Origin of the sequence: Campylobacter sp. 7477a (assembly GCF_014892335.1) — a bacterium.
Classification (GTDB): Bacteria; Campylobacterota; Campylobacteria; order Campylobacterales; family Campylobacteraceae; genus Campylobacter_A; species Campylobacter_A californiensis.
The window spans coordinates 20,377-41,415 of sequence record NZ_JADBJH010000016.1 but is presented as its reverse complement, the minus strand read 5'-3'; the positions used below and the strand labels follow the sequence as shown (position 1 = coordinate 41,415).

The following is a 21,039-nucleotide window of genomic DNA, read 5'->3' as shown; positions in this document are numbered from 1 at the left end:
ACGGATTATAACTATGATATTTTTGATCTCTTCGCTTTGTCTCATTACATCTCTTGACTTTTGTGAGATAGCATTCATAGACGAACTCATCTCCTCGATAGCTGCAGCACTTTCTTGAAGTGAGTTTGACTGCTCGTTAGCACCGCTAGTTAGTTGCTCCATGTATGTGGCTAAATTTTTAGCTTTTTCTTCTAAAAGTTGAGCCTGAGCAAAGCTATTTTTTAGCATATTTGAAATTTCTTCGCCAAGAGCGTTTATGCCAATCGCCATTTTGCCGTTATCGTCTATTCTTGTAGTGAAATTTTGTGCTTTGAAATTTTCGAGAAGTTTGATGATATCCGTGCTATTTGCCGCGATATTTTCTTTTAGAGTTTCTTGAAGCTCTTTAAATGTATTTTTTAGCTGATTTAGCGCAGGATTTAGAGTATTTGCCTCAAGACTTGCTTTAAAATCACCCTCTTTTATACGATGAACAAATTTTTCAGCATCTTGGATAAATTCATTTTCCGCCACCTTAGCTTCTTTGATAAGCTTCATGTTTTCATTTATCATGTCAGCCATTTCGCCAAGCTCGTTTTTAGCGTTTATATCGATACTTTTATTTGAAAAGCTTTTGTTGTTAAGATAGTCGAAAAATCCACTCAATCCATCTTTTATCGCTTCAAGCGGTCTAAGTTTTAGTTTTAAGATGTATGACATAACACCACCAACAATTATCATAAAGATAAGAGATAAAACGATTTGCTCGATCAAAAGCTTGTTTGCATTATCACTATAAACAGAAGATGGAACTACCGAGCAAACATGCCAGTCAAGCATATCCTCTTTTAGACAAACAGCGACTTTATCTTCGCCATTTTCACTAAATTTATATGTCTTTAACCCACTAAGTAAAGCCTCGTTGCTCTCGTTGAAAAAGTCTTGAAAAGCTTTGTTAAGCTCTGATTTTTTCATTAGCTCTTCTTGGTTTGGAGTGATAACAGACTGTGAATGCTTATCGATACCTAGTATATACTCGCCTTCATGTTTTTTCATACCCAAGATATCGGCACTAAGATCATTTAGGCTGATGTTTCCAGACACAACTCCAACTATCTTACCGCCTATAACTACAGGTGAAGTTAGAGATGATACCATCGTTCCGCCCGTAGCAGCTATCCTGGCATCGGTTATAACACCCTTGCCTTCTTTTAGAGTGTCTTCATACCAGTTACGTTTTCTTGGATCAAAACCGTCGCTTGGCCATTGATGAACACCGTTTGAACGTATCATCCTGCCGTTGTCATAGCCAACGTAAAGCAAAGATAAGTCGGCAACTTTTGCACTCGTTTTTAGTGCGTCTATTATGCTCTCCTCACTTGGAGACTCTTGCTCAATGTATCTTTTTATCTCATTTGGCGCTTTGTATTTAGCCTCCACATAGTTTTTCATGAATTTTACGGCGCTTTGAAGCGTAGCATACTGTGAAGCCGATATAAGCGTATAGGCCTCCCTCTTGACGACGCTAAAATTCGTAAAGGAAAAGGCACTTAAACATATAGCCAAACAAACCGAAAGTAACACCACAACACTGCTTACTAGTTTAAAACGCATGTTATAACCTTAAAAAATAAAATTAAAATTTTAGTATTCTACTATTATTGTTATTAATTTATAGTTAAGAAATATTTGTTTTTTGTTAAAATTATTTCACAAAAAACACTTGCGCCAAGCTCTTATCTTCAAACGGCATAACATTTAAAATTTCATCGCCTATTTTTACTTCATACAGCTTATCTTTAGGCGCTTTTGTATATGCAAGAGCCAGTCTAGCGGCAAATTCTTTATCGTCGTTATCGGCATTTATGCTTAAAAAGCTCCTTGCTCCTACGATGTCATCTTTCTCGTTAAATTCTATAGCGTTAAATTTATCGTTCGGGTTTTCTTCAAGAGCGTTATTATCTGCCTCATCTCGCCCGATTATAAGTTTTGCTCCGTTTTTAAGACGTAGATGTCGTCCTAATTTTAGCCAAGTAACATCTATCTTACGCATATCTTTATCAAATTTTAGATAGTCTCTTATCTTCACGGCAAAACTATCTATCGTAAGTAAACATCCGCCTCCCGGCGTAGCGTAGTCTTCTATGCCCCATTGCCTGGCAAGAGCAAGCTGCGGTTTTCTATCTCGTCCACTTATGTCAAGCAGTTTCTCACGGTCTATCCAGCCTTCGCGCTCCGGTTTTGTTGGCGCTAAAAGCTTTGCACACATTGGACGCACAACCAGATCGTCGGCATCATTTGCAAGTTTTCTAACCTGCGATAAAGCCTCTCTTCTTTGACTCATAGGACGCTGTCCTAAAACCTCACCCGAGATGATAAAATCCGCATTTTCGCTTTTAAGCATATTTAAGGCTACGTAAAACATATATCCATGACAGTCTATACAGGGGTTAAATTGCTTTCCGTAGCCGTATTTTGGACTAAAAAGCACATCACGTAGGTATTCGTTTCTAATATCAACCACCTTAAAATCCGCCCCAACAAGTCTTGCTCTACGATCTAAGACGCTAAATTTATCAGAGTCTGGTCCAAAGCCCGTATCAAAATGAAGCGCCGTTACTTTTACGCCTTGATCTGTTATAAGTTTTATAGCAAGCATGCTGTCAAGTCCGCCGCTAAATAATGCTAATGCCTTCATATTTTCCTTTTTAAATTTTGTATTATTAAAGCTATTTTTTGTAAATTTTCAAATTTGTTTTCATCTGCGGAATTTTTTATCTCGCGCTGTAAATTTTCATAAAATTTGATCTTTAGTTTATTGATCGCATCTATTAGTCCGATCTGATTTGTTATAGGCATGGCACTTTCGTCAAGCTCTATCTCGCGGATTAAGACCTCATCATCTCTTTTAAGTACCGCTTCAAACGCCTCTTTGTGATGCATGAAAAATTTAGCATCTATCGCGTCAAGCACTATCTGCTCGAAATTTGCATTTTCAAGCATGCTTTTTAATATAGAAATTTCTAAAATATCCTTATGTTTTCTTTGCGTTTGTGCTACATTTTGACGCGAAATTTGCTTATTTTGCGGCAAGATAGGCATTGTGCGTATGCCTCCTAAATTTAATGCCGTAACATCGATATTTAGCAAACTTGCAACAAGAGGTGCATAGCTTTGAGCGATGATAGCTTTTAAATTTTTAGTAAAGGATAAGATCTCGTCTAGGCACTTTTGTTTTTGCACGGGACGACTTAGATCATAGCCTTTTACGATGTATCTTATGTAAAATTCGCCAAGTTCCACACCGGAGTTAAAAAGCTCTTTAAGATACTCTATCTTTCCTGCTGCAACCATATCGGCAGGATCGGCTCCGCCTGCAATGATAACTATACTTCCGTCTATCTCGTTAAGACTTAAAAGATGGGCTGATCTAACAGCGGCATTTATACCTGCGTCATCCCCGTCAAAGCAAAGCAAAACATTAAGCTCGTCATCTCGCTTTAAAAGTGGCAGATGTTTTTCTGTTAGTGCCGTGCCAAGCACCGCTACCGAGTTATCAAAACCCGCATAATGAAGCATTATAACATCTAAATAACCTTCCGTTATGATGATCTGATGTTTTTTAGCGATATTTGCACGTGCTAGATGATAGCCGTAAAAAAGACGGGATTTATCAAAAACTTCAGACTGAGGACTGTTTATATACTTAGCCGGATGGTTTGATATGGTTCGTCCACCAAAGCCGACAAGTTTTGAGGTATGAGTATATATAGGAAAGGTGATGCGCTGTGAAAAACTAGCGTAAATTCCCCTTTCGTTTTGTTTGACTATGCCGATATTTAGAGCTTCTTTTGGCTCTATTTGTTCGTTTTGAAGCAGTCTTATAGTCTTTAAGCTCTCTCCTGCCCAACCAAGCTCAAATTTCTCTATCATCGCGTCATTTATCCCGCGTGAGTAAAGATATCTAATCGCATCTTCATTTTTATATAAATCCGCTCTATACATAGCGTTTATACTCTCTAAAATGTGCTTTTCATCTTTTAGCTTGGGCGTATCTTGAGTATAAGTAAGAGTAAAATTTGCCATACTTGCTAATTTCTCTATAGCTTCCGGATATGTTAGCTTTTCGTATTCCATAACAAATTTTATAGCGTTTCCACCGGCTTTACAAGCAAAACAATGATAAATTTGCTTAGATGGACTTATGCTCATGCTTGGATTTTTATCATCATGAAACGGACATACGCATTTAAAATTCGCACCCATTTTTTTAACAGGCACATAGTGACTTACGACATCGACGATATCGGTTACATCCAGTAATTTTTGTATGCTACTTTGCTCTATCATAAGCGAGATTATACGATAGCTTTGCTATAATGCACTTAAATTTAACTAAAAGCAAGAGCGTGGATATTTTTTTTATTGAGCATCGCGACCCGATATTTAGCCTTATCGTCCTTTTTATCATCATTTTTATGATAGCTTCTTTAAGTTATTTTTGGGGAGTTTTTTCAAGCAAAGATGAAAAGAAGCGTATAGAAAAATTTATAAGAAAATTTGAAAACCGCAGTCTAAGCGAAGAACACAAACAAATGCTTTTAAATCCCGAGATCGACGCCAGAAGTCTTAGCATTTTGGGTGGAACATTTTCTAAAAGCGGAGACTTTGAAAAAGCTATAAGCGTCTTTCTTATCGCACTTGCAAAGACAAAAAACAAAGCAGAGAAAGAATTTATCTTAAATGAGCTTGGCGAAGTATATTTTAAAGCCGGGTTCTTAAAACGCTCAGCCGACGTGTTTTTGCAGTCTTTAGAGCTAAGCCCGAGAAATCCAAACGCACTAAGATATCTAACCATGATAGATGAAAAGCTTAAAAATTACAAAGAGGCTCTTTATGCTCTAAATTCACTTGAGGAGCTTGGAGTTGAGATAAGAGCACAAAAGGCATATATCCAAGCTACTGTTGTTTTAAACGACAAAGAACTAAGTATAGAAGAAAAAAGTGATAAAATTTTAGCTTTGAGTAGGGATTTTGAGTTATTAAAACGTATGTGTATGCAGCTTTGGCTAAAAAACGGCAAAAGCTTAGAAAATTTCCCTGAATTTGCTAAACTTGACGATGTTATAGATATCATGTATAACCAAAATTTAGCCGTAAATTTAAACGACGAAGAGTATCAAGGACTATTTTATGCTAAGGGTGTTATAAACGAGCCAAGCGATATAAAAGGCTTTGAACTAAATGTTATAAAACACCTAAATGACGCTGAATTTAATAAAGCCACACTTAACTTTAACTACGTTTGCAAAAGCTGCAAGAACTCATTTCCTATGCACTTTTATCGTTGCCCGATGTGCCATGAGTTAGGAAGTGTTAAAATTTTACCTCATATCACGGAAAAGCCTGATGAAAACAGTATGCCTTTTTAGCGACGGCTCGTGTTTAAATAACCCGGGAGCCGGCGGCTGGGCGTATATACTTGAGTATGGAAGCGCAGTTAAAAAATCAAGTGGAGCGCAAGCCGATACGACAAATAACCAAATGGAGCTAAGAGCCGTTATAGAAGGTCTAAAAGCACTCAAAGAACCTTGCAATGTCAATCTCTACACCGACAGCTCATATGTCGCAAATTCCATAAACAACTGGCTTAAAGGCTGGGTAAAGAAAAATTTTAAAAATGTCAAAAACGTTCCTCTTTGGCAAGAATACATCCTTGTTTCAAAACCGCATGTGGTTAAAGCCGTGTGGGTAAAAGCACACAACGGACATCCGCAAAACGAAGAATGCGATACAATGGCAAGGGATGAAGCCATAAAAATTCAAAACAAGAGTTAATTAATGAAAAAACTTGAAAATTTGCAAAAACAACTCGGATACGAGTTTAAAAATATCAAAATTCTAAATGAAGCTTTAACTCACAAAAGCACAAAAATGCCTTATAATAACGAACGCCTTGAATTCTTAGGTGATGCGGTGATGGATCTGATAGTCGGTGAGTATTTGTTTAAAAAATTTAGCAAGATCGCAGAGGGTGATATGAGTAAACTCAGAGCGGCTCTCGTTAATGAAAAAAGCTTTGCAATGATAGCAAAAGAGCTTAAAATAGGCGAATACATCAACCTCTCTTTGGCCGAAGAAAACAATGGCGGGCGCGAGAAAATCAGTCTTTTAAGCGACGCATACGAGGCAATAATGGGAGCGGTATATCTTGAAGCAGGACTTGAAAAAGTTCGCGAGATAGCCATTAATCTACTTGAAATTTGCTACCCTAAAATCGACCTTACAAATTTAGTCAAAGACTATAAAACCGCTCTTCAAGAGATCACTCAGGCAGATTTTGGAGTAACTCCCGTTTACGAACTAACAGGAAGTTCCGGTCCTGATCATAAAAAAGAATTTGAGATCGCACTTTTGTTAAACGGTAAAGAAATTTCACGTGCAACAGGCGGCTCAAAAAAAGAAGCCCAACAAACCGCAGCCAAGATCGCACTTGAAAAACTAAAAAAATAGGATAAATTTTGAATACATTCGGACAAAAACTAACGCTTACAACCTTTGGTGAAAGTCACGGAGTGGCGATCGGCGGTGTATTAGACGGTTTTCCATCTGGAGTAAAGATAGATACTGATTTCTTACAAAACGAGCTTGATAAACGTCGCCCCGGACGTAATAAATTTGCAACCGCTAGAAACGAAGCCGATAAAGTTGAAATTTTTAGCGGAGTTTTTGAGGGAGTTAGCACGGGAACTCCGATAGGTTTTGCTATATTTAATCAAAATCAAAAATCAAACGACTATGAAAATTTGCGTGAAATTTTTCGTCCCGGACATGCGGATTATACTTACTTTAAAAAATACGCCGTTCGCGACCACAGAGGTGGCGGGCGCTCAAGTGCCAGAGAAACTGCGGTGCGTGTTGTAGGTGGGGCATTTGCACAAATGATGCTTGATGAGTTTAATATAACTGTAAAAAGCGGACTTTTAAGCGTGGGCGATGTTAAAACAAATGAATTTAACTGGGAGTTAGCAAAAAATTCGGAGATTTTTTCACTTGGCAATGAAGATGCGATGAAAGAGCTTATAATGAAAGTTCGAGAAGAACACGATAGTATAGGAGCTTGCGTGCTAAGTGTAGTTAGCGGTGCTCCCACAGGACTTGGAGAGGGTTTATATGATAAGCTTGACGCAAGGCTAGCAGCAGCGATGATGGGTGTAAACGGCGTAAAAGCTATCGAGATCGGCGAGGGGATAAATGCTGCTTATCTAAAAGGCTCTCAAAACAACGACCAAATGGGCATAAACGGCTTTTATACAAACCACTCAGGCGGGATCTTGGGCGGGATGAGTAACGGCGAAGATATCATCGTTAAAAGCTATTTTAAACCGACACCGTCTATATTTAAAGCCCAAAAAACCTTAAATTTAAACGCCAAAGAGACCGAATTTGAGCTACGAGGTCGTCATGACCCTTGCATAGGAGTGCGAGGAAGTGTCGTCGCAACCGCTATGATAAGACTTGTGATAGCTGATTTTATGCTTTTAAATTTAAGCTCAAACATACAAAATATAAAGCAAATTTATAGGTAGTTTTGTCTATCTATAAATTTAAAATGTTCTTTTTATCAAACACAAAGTGCTTAAAAGCTACAATATCTCAAAAAATTTAAAGGCACAAAATGCAAGTAACACTTCTAAATTTCACTCCGCTAAACATCTGCTCACATGCAATACGCACGTGTTGGCAAAGCTTTGAAAAGAGCGATAACGGTGGTGAAAAAGATATCGAGCTGATCGACCGCGTGGGAAATAAATTTAAACACGCAAGCACACTGGAACATTTGTATTATAACTTCTATATACAAGGCATTTCACGCGCACTTCTTCAAGAGCTTGCACGCCATCGTATCGCAAGTCTAAGCGTCAAATCAACCCGTTACACACTAAAAGAGCTTAAAAAAGAGAATGAATTTAAGACCGGTGACTTTGAAAATGCAAGCCGATATATCGTGCTAACAGGTAATGAGTTAATCGACAACGCAAGCATAAAGGCGCTTGAAAATTTACGTGAAATTCTAGCTACGACTACAACAAGTATCGATATCGTGAAATACTGCTTGCCGGAATGCTATAAAACCGAGCTAACTTGGAGCGTGAACGCCAGAAGCTTGCAAAATTTCCTCTCACTACGAAGCTCTAAATCCGCCCTTTGGGAGATAAGAGATTTAGCAAATGCGATTTACAACGCCCTACCGCAAGAGCATAAATTTATTTATGAGAATTGTATAAATAAAGAGTAGTGTTTAAAAAGCTGCTAAAATCAGCTTAGCAGCTTTTCTTGCACTTTATTTTTCGCTCCGACCGCTTACCTATTATCCCCTTTTACCGTTTTTAGTATCGCTGACATATCCTCTTTACCAAGTCCCTCATTTTTAGCTTGTAGATACGCCTTGTTTGAAATTTCACTTAGTGGTAAATTTAAGCCTTGTTCGTCCATCATCTGTTTTAGTAGTCCAAGGTCTTTTGACATAAGCTCTAGCGCAAAGGCACTTGGAAAATTTTCTGTCGCAAATAGCTCTCTTTTAAAGCCAAAAAGAGGGGTATTCATAGCAGACATCCCTATCATATCAAGCACTTTTTCTTTTTCGAGCCCTAGTTTTGCAGCAAAGGTTATCGACTCCAGTAAAGAAATTTTTAGCAAAATTTCAGCTCACGTGCTTGTCATAAACGGACAAAACGATATGAACTCACACTTGCAAACGGCGGTAAATGCCTATCAGAGCTTGCCAAACACTAGCCTAGCTATCATCCCTGACACATAACACCCTTGCTTTTTAGAAAATTTTGACGCTGTTTGGGCGGTGGTAAAGCCATTTTTGGCAAAGTAAATTTATAGGGCTAGTCCCCTATAAATTTCTCATATAAGATGTATCATAGACGCCGTCCATGCGTCTTTTGATATCGTCATGCCATGTGCTTGGCAAGACCTCAAGCGCTAAAAACCGCTCCATCAGTTCTAAATTTTCATTTGGCGCGTAAAATAGCCGATTTATTTGCATGATAGAAAGAGAATTTTGGGCTTTTACTACCCTTATCTCATCTCCAGCCTTGCAACTACCAGCCTTTAAGACCTCATAGTACCAGCCAGTGCGACCAGTTTTAAAAATTTCGCTTGCCATGTCTTCATTTAGCCAGCGTTTTGAGAGCTTGAAGCATGGCTTTCGTGGCTGAGTTACCCTTAAAACCAGTGTGCCTATCTGGTGTATATCACCAACACATACACTGTTCTCATCAAGTCCGCTTATGGTTAGATTCTCTCCCATGGCGCCAAATGGTAAATTTTTAAACTCTAAAAATTTCTCCCACTCTGCGTAGTTTTCATAAGAGTTGGCAAATATCGCCTTTTTCACCCCACCATGATGCTTTCTGTCAGCTACGCTGTCACCCACGAAGCCAAGCTCGCTAGCCTCTACCTCTCCCGCTTGTGCGACCTTAAACATCGCTGTTTTCCAAGGTTTATTTAAAGTATCTTTTGCAAGCTCAAAGCCGTAGTCTTTTACACCACCTATCAACAATGCCTTTAAAATCGCCATTTTTACCCTTTAAATAAATTTTAAAACCAAAACGAGATATTAAATTTAGATACGTAGGTTATTTGCGTGAGTTAATGCAACCGCTATAGCGTCAGTTATGTCAAGCGGCTTTATCTCTTTAGTTATACCAAGTATCTTTTTTACCATAAATGCCACCTGCTCTTTTTGCGCTTTTGCCTTACCGGTTACGGCTTTTTTTACTTGAAGTGGTGTGTATTCGGCAAATTCTCCATGAATTTGAAGTATCTTAAGACTTAGAGCACCGCGAAACTGTGCTAATTTTAAAACAGTTTTTGGATTATAAGCGAAAAATATATCCTCTATCGCCACAGCATCAAAGCTGTGATTTTTAAATATAACATCAAGTCCTTCGCAAAGTTCGGTGATTTGATATTGAAGAGTACTTGGTTTTATTTTGATTAGTCCCGCTTCTATTAAAGATGTTTTTTTCACTGTTTTTTCTATTATGGCATAACCACAATTTCGGCTTCCCGGGTCTATACCTAAAATTTTCATCACTGCCTTTTCAATATTTTTTCACTACTTATTCACGGTGTGAATAACTTCATTTCTTAATAGTTTAACAAACAATTTATTAATTTTAAGATAAAATATTTGGATTACGGATAAAAGGAAAAATTTGCTTGCAGATGAAGTTTTAAAGCTACTTAGCACAGAAATATCTCCCAATGAATACGAGTGCTATATAAAGCAACTAAAATTTAACGAAAAAGCCTCAAACAGCGAAAATATCGTATTTAACGCACCAAATGAACTCATCGCTAGATTTATTTCAACAAGGTATTCTGATAAGATAGCTCATCTTTTTGAAGTAAAAACCGGCATAAAACCAAAAATAAACATAACACTGCAAAACAAAGCAAAATCAACAAAGCAAAATCAACAAGTTGATGTTAAACAGATAAAAACACAAAGCACACTACTAAATCCTTCATATAAATTTGAAAATTTCGTTGTGGGCGACTCAAACCAGTTTGCATATCTAAGTTGTAAAGCGGTTTCAGAACGCTTAGGCTCGGTATATAACCCACTTTTTATCTACGGCCCAACAGGACTTGGCAAAACTCACCTACTCCAGTCTGTAGGAAATTTTTGCATAAACAACGGTAAGGTCGTCATCTGTGTAACAAGTGAGCAGTTTATTACGGATTTTACTTATCATATTAATAACCATTCAATGGAGAGATTTCGCGAGAAGTATAGAAAATGCGATGTTTTACTCATCGACGATGTTCAATTTCTTGGAAAAACGGATAAAATTCAAGAGGAATTTTTTCACACTTTTAACGAACTCCACAGTAAAAACGGTCAGATAGTTATGACTTCAGATAAACCTCCAAAAATGCTAAAAGGCTTTGAAGAGAGACTTAAATCACGCTTTGAATGGGGGCTAATAGCCGATATAACACCACCTGAACTTGATACAAAAGTCGCTATCATCCAGAAAAAATGTGAATTTGATAAAATTTATCTAAATAAAGATGTCATAAACTATATCGCTACAAACATGGGTGATAATATCCGAGAAATCGAAAGTGCGATTATAAATTTAAACGCCTATGCAACTCTTATGAGACAAGAAATAACACTTGAATTTGCTAAAAATGTAATGCGAGATCAGATAAAAGAAAAACGCGAAAATATAAGCCTAGAAAACATCATAGAGATCGTTAGTAAAGAGCTAAATATAAAACCAAGCGATATAAAAAGTAAATCAAGATCGGCAAATATCGTAGAAGCAAGAAGGATCGCAATTTATCTAGTAAAAAATTTAACACCAAATTCTATGCCACAGATCGCAAGCTACTTTGGTATGAAAGATCATAGTGCAGTAAGCCATAACATCAAAAAGATAAACGAGCTAATAGAAAATAACGAAATTTTTAATCTTCGAGTGATCGAACTTAAAAATAAAATTCTAACAAAAGGATAAAAACAAAGTGAAATTTGTGAAAAACTGTGAAAAACTTTTTATAAATTTTCACACATTAAAATACCAAATAAAGGCAACCTTGAAAGGTTTTCACCTTTTAACGCTACCTACTAATGCTACTAAAATAAATTTAAAAATAAAAGGAAGTCTCATATGAAAGTCCTCATAAACAAAAACGTTCTTGAATCAATCGTAACAAACACAAGTCCGTATTTAGAAAAACGCGACTTAAGCGCTATAACATCACATATCTATATATCAGCAAAAAACGGAGTATTAAACATCCGTGCAACAGACCATGAAATAGGACTTGCATATAAACTATCAAACGTAAAGATAACAGACGAGGGATTTGCAACCGCAAACGGTAAAAAACTACTTGATATAATTAAAAGTCTAAGAGATGATGAAGTTACGTTAGAAACTGTTAATAACTATCTTTATATTAAACAAAAAAATTCAAAATACAAACTTCCTATGTATAAATTTGAGGATTTTCCAGAATTTCCAAGTATAGAAGGTAAGTCTAAATTTAATATAGATGCTGTAATGCTTGGACGAAGCCTTAAAAAGATACTTCCTAGTATAGATAATAATAACCCAAAATTTGAGCTAAACGGAGCACTTTTAGATATTAAACAAAACTACATAAACATAGTAGGAACCGATACAAAACGCTTAAGTGTATTTAAATTTGAAACCCAGACAGAAAATGAATTTTCTATAATCATTCCAAAAAAAGCTATAAATGAGATACAAAAACTATTTTTTGACAAGATTGAAATTTATTATGATGAAAATATATTAATAGCTCAAAGTGCAAATTTCGAATTTTTTACAAAGCTCATAAACGGAAAATACCCAGACTATGAAAGAGTAATACCAAAAGAGATAAAAAAACGCCTTAAACTAAACAGAGATAAGATGATAAACGGTATAAGAACCATCTCTATGCTAAGCGATCAGATGAAAATGACTTTTTCAAGTGATAACATCACATTTGAAAGCATCATCGAGGACAACTCTGAGGCAAAAACAACGATAGAGTATCAAACCGGACTTGATGAAAATTTCTCTATCGGTATAAGAAATAGATTTTTCATAGATTTTTTAACAAATATAGAAGATGATGAATTTGAACTTGGATTTAACGATAGCAACCTAGCTTTCGTAGTGAGTTCAAACGAACTAAAAACGGTTATAATGCCGATAAATTTATAATTAAGGAATTTTTATGCCAGATAAACAATACGACGCCGGTAATATTAAAGTTTTAAAAGGGCTTGAAGCTGTTAGAAAACGCCCGGGAATGTATATAGGAGATACAAATATCGGCGGTCTTCATCATATGATATATGAAGTAGTTGATAACTCTATAGACGAAGCGATGGCGGGTTACTGTGATACTATCGATATAGAACTTACACGCGAAGGAAGCTGTATAGTTTCAGATAACGGTCGAGGTATCCCTGTTGATATGCACCCTACCGAGAATTTACCAGCAGCAACGGTTGTCCTTACGGTTTTACACGCTGGTGGTAAATTTGATAAAGATACATATAAAGTTTCAGGTGGTCTTCACGGCGTTGGTGTTTCTGTCGTAAATGCACTTTCAAAAAAATTAGTAGTTACCATAAAAAGAGATGGAAATGTCCATAGACAAGAGTTTAGTAGAGGAGTTCCTACAACTGATCTAGGTATAGTAAAAACTACAAATCGCACAGGAACTTCGGTAGAATTTTGGGTAGATGATGAGATATTTGAAGTTACTGAATTTGATAGAGGAATTTTAGCAAAACGTTTTAAAGAGCTAGCCTATCTAAATCCAAAAATCACTATAAATTTTAAAGATCAAAGAGATGGATTTAGTGAAAGTTATCATTTTGAGGGTGGACTTGAAAGTTTCGTAACTGATATGAATAAGTCAAATCCTGTAAGTAAATCCGTTAGTTTTAGTGGTGCGGATGAAGATGTTGTAGTTGATTTTGCTCTAATGTATAATGAAACTTACTCTGAAAATTTACTAAGCTTTGTTAATAACATAAAAACTCCGGATGGCGGAACACATGAAGCAGGTTTTCGTGCCGGTTTAACAAGAGTTATTACAAACTATATCTCAGCAAATGCCGCAGCTCGCGAAAAGGACACTAAAATAACAGGTGATGATATTAGAGAAGGTCTTATCGCCGTTGTTAGTGTTAAAGTGCCAGAACCGCAATTTGAAGGACAAACAAAGGGCAAGCTAGGTTCAAGTTATGTAAAACCTATCGTTCAGAAAATGGTTTTTGAAGTTCTTTCAAAGTATTTTGAAGAAAATCCTATCGAGGCACGCGCTATAATGAATAAGGCTTTAATGGCGGCGCGCGGACGCGAAGCTGCTAAAAAAGCACGCGATCTAACTCGTAAAAAAGAGGGCTTAAGTGTAGGAACTTTGCCTGGAAAATTAGCTGATTGTCAAACTAAAGACGCTACTATAAGTGAGCTTTATCTGGTGGAGGGCGATAGTGCCGGCGGCTCTGCAAAACAAGGACGCGATAGAGTATTTCAAGCTATTTTGCCGTTAAGAGGTAAAATTCTAAACGTTGAAAAGTCACGTCTTGATAAAATTTTAAAGTCAGACGAGATAAAAAACATGATAACTGCGCTTGGATGTGGTATCGGCGAGGAATTTGACGCAGAAAAACTAAGATATCATAAGATCATAATAATGACCGATGCCGACGTTGACGGTAGCCATATCCAAACACTTCTTCTTACATTTTTCTTTAGATTTTTAAATCAAGTAGTAGAAAAAGGCTGCATTTATTTAGCTCAGCCACCTCTTTATCGCTACAAAAAAGGTAAAAAAGAAATTTATCTAAAAGATGACAAAGCTTTAAATGACTTTTTGATACAAACAGGTATTGAAGGTGTTGATTTTGAAGGTATAGGAAGTAATGATTTGATTGATTTTCTAAAAATCGTAGCAGCTTATAGAAGTGTTTTAAAAGAACTAGAGAAGCGCTTTAGTTTACTTTCTGCTATAAGATACACGATAGAAAATCCTGATATCATCGGCAAAAATTATCAACAAATGTTTGAAATTTTAAGAGATTATCTAGTAAAACAGGGATATAACATACTAAACTCTTATGTAAATGATGAGGAAATTAGAATTTATGTTCAAACCGAGAGCGGTCTTGAAGAGCTGCATATAAATGATAATTTATTTGCAAATCCACTATTTGAAGAGGCTCTTCATATCAATAAAAAAATTCAAGAACGCGAGATGAATTTTGGTAAAGATGTTCTTGAAATTCTTGATGAGATAGAAAAAAATGCCAAAAAAGGCGCGTATATCCAGCGTTATAAAGGTCTTGGTGAGATGAATCCTGAACAACTTTGGGAAACAACAATGAACCCTGAAAATCGCCGTTTATTACAGATAAATATAAATGATGCACAAAGTGCAAGCGATACGTTTAACTTATTTATGGGCGATGAGGTTGAGCCTAGAAGAAACTATATACAAGATCACGCTAAAGACGTAAAACATCTTGATATTTAAAATTTAGTTTTTCTTGAGTGTATTAAGGTAGTCGGTAGAATTTAATAAATTTTACCGATTTTAAGCTTGAGATTTTAAAGATATAAAATTTTCTAAAAAGGGAAAAAATGAGTGAAGAGATGAGATACGGCGAGCAAATTTTAAAGGAATTTGATGTAGAGCGCGATCTTGAAGTATGGGAAAATAAACAAGAACGAGAATATATGATAAAGATAATATTACCGGAGTTTTGCTGTCTTTGTCCGCGTTCTGGATATCCTGATTTTGCGACGATTTATTTAGAATACATACCAAATAAATTAGTCGTCGAGCTAAAAGCTATAAAATTATACATAAATAGCTTTATGAATAGAAATATCAGCCATGAAGATAGTATAAACGAAATTTATACTGTTTTAGAGAAGAAATTAGAACCAAAATACATGAAAATAACAGGGGACTTTAACCCTCGCGGTAATGTTCATACTGTTATCGAAGTAAGTTCACAAAGCTTTTTAAAGTCAGTCGAAAAACCTCGTAAAGAGGAGCAAGCTTATGAATTTAAAGATAGAGGTGATAACAAAAGAGCCGGTGCTAGACGTATAAGCGAGCGCGAAAGAGATAGATCAAGAGATGATAAAAGGGGTAATTCAAGAAGCTTTTCTTCTGATAGACCATCAAGAGGTTTTAAAAGTGACGATAAACCAAAACGTGCTCCAAAAGACGGCTTTAGAAAGATAAGCTTTGAGGGTGATAAAAAGCCTAGGATTGTTAAAAAGGACAAGTAAGTGATAAGTTCAAAACTCATAGAACATATCTTTAAGTCAGCCTCAATATCCCGGTGGAATGACTATCCGAAGATGACGAATTTAGTTGAGCTTGATAAACAAGCACATAAATTTATCATCGCTTATTTCATCGCGAAACTTGAAAAAGATGTAGATATGAACTACCTAATCGAAGCCGGGATATTTGAATTTTTATCTCGTGTTGTAGTGACGGATATCCGTCCGGATGTGTTTCATCACATACAACGAACTAAAAAAGAGCAGGTAAACGCTTGGGTTTTGAGTAATCTTGAAAAATTAGTAAATGATATCGAAGGTGGAGAATTTCTAACAAGGCTTAGAAATTTTCTAAATGGCGAAGATAATGGGCATGAAAAAGAGCGACTTATCCTAAAAGCAGCCAGTTATCTCGCTACAAGATGGGAATTTAGTATCGTTTATCAGACAAGTCAGTTTTTAAGTGATATAGATGAGTTAAAACGCAAGGTTGAAGAGGAGATGGAGGATTATTACGAGCTTATAGGAGTTCGTAAGATCGCAATGAACCAAAAACTAGCGCGTATAGTAGATCTTAGTGGTAGACTTCGTTTTCAAAAGCGCTGGGCACAAACTCCTCGCATACCAGAAACCGCGGTTTTAGGGCATATGCTTGTAGTTGCGATTTTGAGTTATTTTTACTCGTTAAAAGTCGGAGCTTGTAAAAAAAGACTTGAAAATAACTTCTTTTGTGCACTTTTTCACGATCTACCAGAAAGTCTTACTAGAGATATAATAAGTCCCGTAAAATACGGCGTAAAAGGCTTAAATGAGATAATTAGCGAATACGAAATAAGACTTATAGATGAACAAATTTTACCTTTTATACCGGATAATTTTAAAGACGAATTTAGTTATATAGTTGGCATACGTGAAGAAAATGGTAAATTTATTAAAGATGAGTTTGAAAATCGCACATTTGAGAACAAGATCATACCGCATGAAGGCACTATGGAAAATGTAAATGAAGATAAATTTAATGCCATAGATGGTAAAGCTTTAAAATACTGCGATAAATTAGCAGCTTATATAGAAGCTGGTATGTCTATAAGTTATGGAGTAAAATCAAAAGAACTAATAGATGGTTTTAGAAAAATGTATAATAATTTTAGTGAAAGACCTAGGATAGACGGAGTTGATTTTCTAAAAATTTGTGTGGATTTTAACGGATATTTTGATCTAAACCCCCTCTCAGATAACTGCGGCACACACTAAAGCCAAGTGCTCTGCTGTGTTCCCACCCTGAAGCGGTGCTTGAAAATAGCATTGCACAGGTCTAAGAAGGAGCGGCTCACATTATACTAAAAAATACTTAAATTCTAGTAAAATAAATTTTATTAAATACTTCCAATAAGCTTAAATTTGTTACTCTTAGTTTTAGTAAAATTTGTTTTATAGTCCATTTAGTAAATTTTAACGACTTTAATTTGAATAAGATGTATAATATACGCTTTATTTTCCGGAGGTAAATTTTGAATATAAAAGGTGACGTAACCGGTGGTTTGACTGCTGGCATTATTGCGCTCCCTCTGGCTCTTGCTTTTGGTATAGCAAGCGGTCTTGGGGCTAGTGCAGGTCTTTGGGGTGCATTGGTACTTGGATTTTTCGCGGCTATTTTTGGTGGAACAAAGATGCAAATTTCAGGTCCTACAGGTCCTATGTCTGTTGTCGCAGCTGCGATAGTTTTTAACTTTAAAGGCGACATGGGTTCTGTCATGGCTGTCTTTGTTTTAACGGGTATTTTTCAGATAATTTTTGGTGTTTTAAAGCTTGGTAAATTTGTTAAATACATACCATATTCTGTTATTTCGGGATTTATGAGTGGTGTTGGTTTTATCATCATTTTACTTCAGATAAATCCGATGTTAGGTTCAAGTAGTGTCGGTAATACACTAAGTGCGATAGAGTCTATTCCGCAAGCGATCGCGGATATAAATTTTACAGCATTTTATTTCGCCGTAGCTACACTTTTGATACTATATCTGACACCTAAGAAAATTTCGCGTATACTCCCTACTCCGCTTTTAGCTATCATCGTACTTACACCGCTTTGTATGATACTTAAAGCCGATGTAGCAACTATCGGCAAGATACCGCTAGGACTGCCTAAATTTATCGTTCCTAACGCAGATATGGCTCTTATGAGCTCTATCTTACTTTATGCCCTTATGCTTGCTGTTCTTGGATCTATTGATTCGCTTTTAACATCTCTTGTAGCAGACTCTATAACAAAGAGCAAGCATAGTCCAAATAAAGAGCTTATCGGTCAAGGTATAGGCAATGCTTTTGTAGGATTTGTAGGAGGAATTCCGGGTGCCGGAGCTACGATGAGAACGGTTGCAAATATAAAAGCCGGTGGCGAGGGTAGAATTTCAGGCGTTGTTCATGCTCTGTTTTTACTATTTGTAGCTTTGGTTTTTGCTCCTGTTGTAGCTTATGTTCCGCTTTGTGTTTTAGCGGGAATTTTGATAAAAGTAGGTATTGATATACTTGATTATCGTTTGTTAAAACGTATAGCATTTATACCGCGTAAAGACGCTACTACTATGGCTATCGTATTTTTACTCACTGTTTTTGTGGATTTGATATTTGCGGTTGTTATCGGCGTAGTTTTAGCCTGGTTGTTTTACTCTACAAACATCCCTAAACGCAATAAAAAATTTAATATCACAGTTTGTGAAGAAGAGGAATTTAAAAGCGTTAAGATAACAGGTCCGATGTATTTTGGTACAAGCTCTAAAATAATGAGAAATTTAAATAGAAATTTAAATACAAAACACATTAAGATCGACTGTAGGAAAGTTACTTTTATGGATATTTCCTCAGTTTATGCACTTGAGGATTTTATAGATAGCGTTGATGAAAATGCCACAAAGGTAAGTATTATTATCGATGAGAGGTCATTTTCAGGTAGATCGCTAAATGAATTAAAATATATATTAAGAGATAACATCAATCCAACTTTTGCCGAAAACGACGATGAGTAAAATTTAAATGTGTTTGCCTTTACGACAAACACATTTTTTGATTATTTTGCTAGATTAAATATTTCTGTGATAGCTTCTTTTGTATAAAGTTCGCTCATGCCCCAATCTTTAGCATTTTGAACTGCAACTTTAATAGTCTCTTCTAAAACTTCACCTTCTATATTAACTTGCTTTAAATTTGTAGGAGTATTTATCTTTTCAAACCAAGCCTTAAGTGCTTCTATGCCTTCATCAGCTGTTTTTAGACCGAAAATTTCACGTGCAAAGCGCTCAAATTGCTCTAAATTTCTATTCTTATACCACTTCATCCATGCAGGCATTAAAACACTAAGTCCGGCACCGTGAGCACAGTCTACAACAGCACTCATTGCGTGTTCTATCATGTGATTTGGAAAATTAAAACCACCTACTCCAACGTGTGTTAGTCCATTTAGTGCCATTGTAGCAGCCCAGGCAAACTCCGCACGCGCATCATAATCATTTGGATTAGCAAGTAAAATTTCAGTCGTTTTTATGATTGATTTGATATTTGCCTCAACTTGCATTTTAACAAGATCACAATGAGAAGTTGCGGTAAAATAAGCTTCAATAGAGTGTGCTATAACATCTGAAGCGCTATAAACTAGGTATTCTGGTGTAACAGTAGCTTGAAGCTTAGGGTTGATGATAGATACCTTAGGATATAGACAAGGCGCATCTATCGCGTATTTTTGTTTAGTGTTTTCGTTTGTTACGACACCGCCTTTGTTCATCTCACTGCCAGTTGCGGCGAGTGTTATGATATCAAAGATTTTAAGTGCTTTTGTGGGTTGTTTACCAGTGAAAAAATCCCAAACATCGCCGTCATAACAGGCACCTGCAGCAACTGCTTTAGCACTATCTAACACAGAGCCGCCGCCGACTGCTAGTACGCTGTCTGCGCCAAATTCTTTTGCCACTTTGATAGCTTCGTTTACTTTACTTAAAACAGGATTTGACTTAATACCGCCTACAGCCGTAAATTCAATACCCTTTTGGCTTAAACTTTTTATAACTACATCATAAAGACCGTTGTTTTTAACACGTTCTGAACCGTATAATATAAGTGCCTTTTTAGCACCGAAGTCAGCCATGTATTCGCCGATATTTTGCTCTTTATCTTTACCGAATTCTATTTTGACTGGGTTGTGAAAACTAAAATTTTGCATATTTTCTCCTTTAATAATTTTAAGTCATTATAGCGTTTTAGTAAAAATAAGTGTTAGCATGATCCTCCAAATTCCTTGCCTAATTCTCCAAAATTTACAAGGTAAAAGGATTTATATAAATTTTTAAAAATTTCGTAGTTTTATGTTAAGTTTAGAAGTTACTTTTGAGATATCAAAGTTATTTTTTGGCTCTTTTAAATTTCCTAAATTATCACCGGTATTTAAAAAATTTTGCAAGAAATAATCCCCTCTATAGCCTTTTTCATATAAAATTTCAGCCATGTTTGAGATATCATCTTCGTTTAACAAATCAGAATGAACCGTTGTTCTAACTTCAAAATTAAAATTTATACTAATTAGGTATTCAAGCGTTCTAGTAAACTCAAAATATAAATTTGAACCTGTAACTTTACGATATTTTTGTGCGTGAGCTTTAAAATCAAGTGCGATGTAGTCGATTAAATTTTCATCTATAGCAGTATTTAAAATTCCTAAATTCGTGCCGTTTGTATCTACCTTTAGACTAAAGCCGCGTTTTTTAACTTCGCGTGCTAAATTTAAAAACGAACGACTTATAGTGCACTCTCCACCACTAAAGACTATGCCGTCAAGTTTATTGATGCGTTTATCTAAAAAAGCGCAAAATTCTTCTTCATCTATCTTGCCTTTGTCTAATACAATGGGTGCGTTGTAGCAGTAAGCGCAACGTAGGTTACACCCGGCAAACCACGCGATAGCAGCGATTTTGTCGGGGTAGTCAAGTGTTGTAAACGGTGTGATGCCAAAGAGTGCCGGGTTAGACGATGATATCATTAAATTTATTTGCAGCGACTTAGTCTTTCAAGAAATTTAACTCTCTCTTTATGCTCACCCTTTTTACCAAGGTTAAAGCTTTCTACAGGGCGATGATAGCCCATTACTCGCGTATATACCACACATCTTGTTCTTTTATCTTCATTTTTTGCTAAAATTTCAGCGTTATTCATTTTA

General features: G+C 36.2%; 18 protein-coding genes, 1 other RNA gene and 2 pseudogenes. 11 read left to right on the top strand and 10 right to left on the bottom strand.

The features are described 5' to 3' along the window. The 3 genes and pseudogenes from CCAL5182_RS08230 to dnaG all read right to left on the bottom strand — a co-directional run. Positions 1–1,593 (bottom strand): annotated as a pseudogene (locus CCAL5182_RS08230) (hypothetical protein); the annotation flags it as partial. Between the two features lie 91 nt (positions 1,594–1,684). Next, entirely contained in the window at positions 1,685–2,677 is a 993-nt protein-coding gene (locus tag CCAL5182_RS08225) for an argininosuccinate synthase domain-containing protein (RefSeq protein WP_336610736.1), read from the bottom strand. Continuing rightward, entirely contained in the window at positions 2,674–4,329 is a 1,656-nt protein-coding gene (gene dnaG, locus CCAL5182_RS08220) for a DNA primase (RefSeq protein ID WP_336610735.1), read from the bottom strand. Before dnaG ends, CCAL5182_RS08225 begins: the two co-directional genes overlap by 4 nt. Positions 4,330–4,388: 59 nt before the next feature. Between dnaG and CCAL5182_RS08215 the strand changes: the two genes are divergently transcribed. The 5 genes from CCAL5182_RS08215 to thyX all read left to right on the top strand — a co-directional run bounded on the left by CCAL5182_RS08215 (position 4,389) and on the right by thyX (position 8,278). After that, the gene (locus CCAL5182_RS08215; protein WP_169938147.1) at positions 4,389–5,411 is read left to right on the top strand and encodes a hypothetical protein; all 1,023 of its coding nucleotides are present in this window, start codon (positions 4,389–4,391) and stop codon (positions 5,409–5,411) included. Next, positions 5,389–5,817 carry a ribonuclease HI gene (gene rnhA, locus CCAL5182_RS08210; protein ID WP_169938146.1) on the top strand — a complete coding sequence of 143 codons (429 nt, stop codon included), beginning with the start codon at positions 5,389–5,391 and terminating at the stop codon, positions 5,815–5,817. The genes CCAL5182_RS08215 and rnhA overlap by 23 nt, the downstream gene beginning before the upstream one ends. A gap of 3 nt (positions 5,818–5,820) precedes the next feature. After that, complete coding sequence (gene rnc / locus CCAL5182_RS08205; RefSeq protein WP_336610734.1) at positions 5,821–6,492, top strand: ribonuclease III; 672 nt, start codon at positions 5,821–5,823, stop codon at positions 6,490–6,492. An 8-nt stretch (positions 6,493–6,500) separates the two neighbouring features. Further along, positions 6,501–7,568 (top strand): chorismate synthase, encoded by a 1,068-nt coding sequence (gene aroC / locus CCAL5182_RS08200; RefSeq protein ID WP_169938142.1) that lies wholly within the window; start codon positions 6,501–6,503, stop codon positions 7,566–7,568. Between the two features lie 89 nt (positions 7,569–7,657). After that, positions 7,658–8,278 carry an FAD-dependent thymidylate synthase gene (gene thyX, locus CCAL5182_RS08195; RefSeq protein ID WP_336610733.1) on the top strand — a complete coding sequence of 207 codons (621 nt, stop codon included), beginning with the start codon at positions 7,658–7,660 and terminating at the stop codon, positions 8,276–8,278. Positions 8,279–8,343: 65 nt separating this feature from the next. Here the strand turns inward: thyX and CCAL5182_RS08190 are convergent, their stop codons facing one another. From CCAL5182_RS08190 to ruvC, 3 genes are all read right to left on the bottom strand, one after another. Then, on the bottom strand, positions 8,344–8,679 hold the full coding sequence (locus CCAL5182_RS08190; protein WP_336610732.1) for an NAD-binding protein: 336 nt from the start codon (positions 8,677–8,679) through the stop codon (positions 8,344–8,346). Positions 8,680–8,884: 205 nt separating this feature from the next. Beyond that, positions 8,885–9,571, bottom strand: a complete 687-nt coding sequence (locus CCAL5182_RS08185; protein WP_170000517.1) for an MOSC domain-containing protein — start codon at positions 9,569–9,571, stop codon at positions 8,885–8,887. Positions 9,572–9,616: 45 nt separating this feature from the next. Beyond that, positions 9,617–10,087 carry a crossover junction endodeoxyribonuclease RuvC gene (gene ruvC / locus CCAL5182_RS08180; RefSeq protein ID WP_169972337.1) on the bottom strand — a complete coding sequence of 157 codons (471 nt, stop codon included), beginning with the start codon at positions 10,085–10,087 and terminating at the stop codon, positions 9,617–9,619. 124 nt (positions 10,088–10,211) lie between these two features. Here ruvC and dnaA point away from each other — a divergent pair, with 124 nt between their 5' ends. From dnaA to CCAL5182_RS08155, 5 genes and pseudogenes are all read left to right on the top strand, one after another. After that, positions 10,212–11,525 (top strand): chromosomal replication initiator protein DnaA, encoded by a 1,314-nt coding sequence (gene dnaA, locus CCAL5182_RS08175; RefSeq protein WP_169938123.1) that lies wholly within the window; start codon positions 10,212–10,214, stop codon positions 11,523–11,525. Between the two features lie 153 nt (positions 11,526–11,678). Next, positions 11,679–12,746, top strand: coding sequence for a DNA polymerase III subunit beta (gene dnaN / locus CCAL5182_RS08170; RefSeq protein ID WP_336610731.1), 1,068 nt, complete (start codon positions 11,679–11,681; stop codon positions 12,744–12,746). A gap of 13 nt (positions 12,747–12,759) precedes the next feature. Beyond that, positions 12,760–15,072 carry a DNA topoisomerase (ATP-hydrolyzing) subunit B gene (gene gyrB / locus CCAL5182_RS08165; RefSeq protein WP_170000514.1) on the top strand — a complete coding sequence of 771 codons (2,313 nt, stop codon included), beginning with the start codon at positions 12,760–12,762 and terminating at the stop codon, positions 15,070–15,072. 107 nt (positions 15,073–15,179) lie between these two features. Then, entirely contained in the window at positions 15,180–15,839 is a 660-nt protein-coding gene (gene queF, locus CCAL5182_RS08160; RefSeq protein ID WP_228026632.1) for a preQ(1) synthase, read from the top strand. Continuing rightward, a pseudogene (locus CCAL5182_RS08155) lies at positions 15,840–17,057 on the top strand (HD domain-containing protein); the annotation flags it as partial. A gap of 3 nt (positions 17,058–17,060) precedes the next feature. Here the strand turns inward: CCAL5182_RS08155 and ffs are convergent. Further along, an RNA gene (ffs, locus tag CCAL5182_RS08150) (signal recognition particle sRNA small type) lies at positions 17,061–17,158 on the bottom strand. A 189-nt stretch (positions 17,159–17,347) separates the two neighbouring features. Here ffs and CCAL5182_RS08145 point away from each other — a divergent pair. Next, complete coding sequence (locus CCAL5182_RS08145; protein ID WP_336610730.1) at positions 17,348–18,862, top strand: SulP family inorganic anion transporter; 1,515 nt, start codon at positions 17,348–17,350, stop codon at positions 18,860–18,862. A 41-nt stretch (positions 18,863–18,903) separates the two neighbouring features. Here CCAL5182_RS08145 and CCAL5182_RS08140 read toward each other — a convergent pair whose 3' ends face one another. The 3 genes from CCAL5182_RS08140 to nrdD form a co-directional block, all read right to left on the bottom strand. Then, positions 18,904–20,049 (bottom strand): iron-containing alcohol dehydrogenase, encoded by a 1,146-nt coding sequence (locus tag CCAL5182_RS08140; RefSeq protein ID WP_336610729.1) that lies wholly within the window; start codon positions 20,047–20,049, stop codon positions 18,904–18,906. A gap of 123 nt (positions 20,050–20,172) precedes the next feature. After that, entirely contained in the window at positions 20,173–20,862 is a 690-nt protein-coding gene (locus tag CCAL5182_RS08135; protein WP_169938114.1) for an anaerobic ribonucleoside-triphosphate reductase activating protein, read from the bottom strand. A gap of 5 nt (positions 20,863–20,867) precedes the next feature. Further along, positions 20,868–21,035, bottom strand: a complete 168-nt coding sequence (gene nrdD, locus CCAL5182_RS08130) for an anaerobic ribonucleoside-triphosphate reductase (RefSeq protein WP_169938112.1) — start codon at positions 21,033–21,035, stop codon at positions 20,868–20,870. Between the last annotated feature and the right edge of the window lie 4 nt (positions 21,036–21,039).

What these genes read in the sequence shown, in the direction of transcription:
- ruvC (WP_169972337.1), bottom strand. Translation starts at nt 10,087, where the DNA reads ATGAAAATTTTAGGTATAGACCCGGGAAGCCGAAATTGTGGTTATGCC.
- CCAL5182_RS08185 (WP_170000517.1), bottom strand. Translation starts at nt 9,571, where the DNA reads ATGGCGATTTTAAAGGCATTGTTGATAGGTGGTGTAAAAGACTACGGC.
- dnaN (WP_336610731.1), top strand. Translation starts at nt 11,679, where the DNA reads ATGAAAGTCCTCATAAACAAAAACGTTCTTGAATCAATCGTAACAAAC.
- nrdD (WP_169938112.1), bottom strand. Translation starts at nt 21,035, where the DNA reads ATGAATAACGCTGAAATTTTAGCAAAAAATGAAGATAAAAGAACAAGA.
- CCAL5182_RS08225 (WP_336610736.1), bottom strand. Translation starts at nt 2,677, where the DNA reads ATGAAGGCATTAGCATTATTTAGCGGCGGACTTGACAGCATGCTTGCT.
- CCAL5182_RS08135 (WP_169938114.1), bottom strand. Translation starts at nt 20,862, where the DNA reads ATGATATCATCGTCTAACCCGGCACTCTTTGGCATCACACCGTTTACA.
- rnc (WP_336610734.1), top strand. Translation starts at nt 5,821, where the DNA reads ATGAAAAAACTTGAAAATTTGCAAAAACAACTCGGATACGAGTTTAAA.
- dnaG (WP_336610735.1), bottom strand. Translation starts at nt 4,329, where the DNA reads ATGATAGAGCAAAGTAGCATACAAAAATTACTGGATGTAACCGATATC.
- queF (WP_228026632.1), top strand. Translation starts at nt 15,180, where the DNA reads ATGAGTGAAGAGATGAGATACGGCGAGCAAATTTTAAAGGAATTTGAT.
- rnhA (WP_169938146.1), top strand. Translation starts at nt 5,389, where the DNA reads ATGAAAACAGTATGCCTTTTTAGCGACGGCTCGTGTTTAAATAACCCG.
- gyrB (WP_170000514.1), top strand. Translation starts at nt 12,760, where the DNA reads ATGCCAGATAAACAATACGACGCCGGTAATATTAAAGTTTTAAAAGGG.
- CCAL5182_RS08140 (WP_336610729.1), bottom strand. Translation starts at nt 20,049, where the DNA reads ATGCAAAATTTTAGTTTTCACAACCCAGTCAAAATAGAATTCGGTAAA.
- thyX (WP_336610733.1), top strand. Translation starts at nt 7,658, where the DNA reads ATGCAAGTAACACTTCTAAATTTCACTCCGCTAAACATCTGCTCACAT.